Raw genomic sequence first — 1789 nt, forward strand, 5'->3', positions numbered from 1 at the left:
AGAGACCATTCATGCTCACCGGCATTCTTACCCCGCTGAGGCAGCCGCCCCGTCCTGGCGGTGAAGGCTGCCCCCGACGCGAGCCCGGCCAGAATCACCGCCGCATGAGGCTCCACCCGATCCCACGCCGCCGCATGCTGCTCTCTTACCCTTTTGGCCTGATGTGATTCCGGTTTCGTGTTCCAGCCCGGAACCGCTGCATCCAATTGGGCCGCCCGATGAGCCGGAAGAGTGCCGTTCCGGATCCGGCGGCGCTGGCGGTTAATAAACAACGCCAGAGACCACTCATGCTCACCGGCATTCTTACCCCGCTGAGGCAACCGCCCGGCCCCGGCAGTGAAGGCTTCCAGATCGGTCATGCGGACGTTCCATCCAGCCTCTTCGCTTCGGGCCCTTCCCGGTGTGCGCCAGTTTCCGAGGGTCCTGTCGAGCTGTTTGATGCGTTCGGCGCTGAGCTCACCGCGGCTGTGCAGGCGGCGCATGGAGTACAGCCACATCGCCGCTGTCTCCTCGGCCGCATCGCCGCTGTGGCGTTTGGGCAACCGCCCATGCCGGGCCAGGAACTCCTCCGCCCGTGCCATTGCCCCCGCCCAGCGCCTGTCCATGGCAGCGAGTCTAACGCCGCTGTGAACGTTGGTGGTAACCGGCGATCAGGTTCCGGCACTCTTTACAACGGCAACCATGCCGGTACGCGGCCCGTGTCCCGTGTTCCAGTGCAGGATTCCTGCCCTCCACCAGCGCTTCCTCGAACTGTTTGGCCCACTCGGCGTTGTGACGGGCAATACCGAACAGCAGCTGCAGCGAAACACCGGTCATCCGCGCCATCTGCACCGGGGACCGGCCCGACGCGAGCCCGGCCAGAATCACCGCCGCATGAGGCTCCACCCGATCCCACGCCGCCGCATGCTGCTCTCTTACCCTTTTGGCCTGATGTGATTCCGGTTTCGTGTTCCAGCCCGGAACCGCTGCATCCAATTGGGCCGCCCGATGAGCCGGAAGAGTGCCGTTCCGGATCCGGCGGCGCTGGCGGTTAATAAACAACGCCAGAGACCACTCATGCTCACCGGCATTCTTACCCCGCTGAGGCAACCGCCCGGCCCCGGCAGTGAAGGCTTCCAGATCGGTCATGCGGACGTTCCATCCAGCCTCTTCGCTTCGGGCCCTTCCCGGTGTGCGCCAGTTTCCGAGGGTCCTGTCGAGCTGTTTGATGCGTTCGGCGCTGAGCTCACCGCGGCTGTGCAGGCGGCGCATGGAGTACAGCCACATCGCCGCTGTCTCCTCGGCCGCATCGCCGCTGTGGCGTTTGGGCAACCGCCCATGCCGGGCCAGGAACTCCTCCGCCCGTGCCATTGCCCCCGCCCAGCGCCTGTCCATGGCAGCGAGTCTAATACGAAAGTAAAGGTGGTTTAGGCTGCGGTGGCCGGGGTGATGGTGACGTCGTAGCCGAGGCTCTTAAGCTTGTTGATGGCGCTGTTCTTGGCCTTGACCGGGTCCAGCCGGGTGAAGTGGTCGGCGCCGGGGTCGGCGTAGCATTCGCCGTCGGCGAGCATGTGCCAGACAGCGGTGAGGATGGAATGCTCCAGGGCGACGATGGCTTTCATGGGGCCGCGTCGGGCGGCGATACGGCGGTATTTGACGGATAGGTACGTGTTCTTGCTGCGGGATGCAGACATCGCGGCGGTGCCGAGGCCAGCTTTGAGGTATTTGTTGCCGGGCAGGATGTGCGCGGACTTGATCCGTCCGGCGGATTCGTTGGAGCCGGGACAGACACCGGCCCAGGAGGCAAGCC

Annotated in this window: 3 protein-coding genes; all 3 read right to left on the bottom strand. The window is 65.1% G+C overall.

Going from position 1 to position 1789, the window contains the following annotated elements:
• Nucleotides 1–605, bottom strand: a 605-nt coding sequence (locus Y707_RS28580; RefSeq protein WP_155853273.1) for a helicase associated domain-containing protein, incomplete at its 3' end; no start/stop codon positions are given.
• Between the two features lie 10 nt (nucleotides 606–615).
• Nucleotides 616–1374 carry a helicase associated domain-containing protein gene (locus tag Y707_RS28585; protein WP_155853275.1) on the bottom strand — a complete coding sequence of 253 codons (759 nt, stop codon included), beginning with the start codon at nucleotides 1372–1374 and terminating at the stop codon, nucleotides 616–618.
• A gap of 32 nt (nucleotides 1375–1406) precedes the next feature.
• Nucleotides 1407–1789 (bottom strand): transposase (locus Y707_RS28590; RefSeq protein ID WP_035783289.1); only part of this gene is annotated, 383 nt, incomplete at its 5' end.

It is taken from the genome of Arthrobacter sp. H14, from assembly GCF_000520495.1.
Taxonomy (GTDB): Bacteria; Actinomycetota; Actinomycetes; order Actinomycetales; family Micrococcaceae; genus Arthrobacter_C.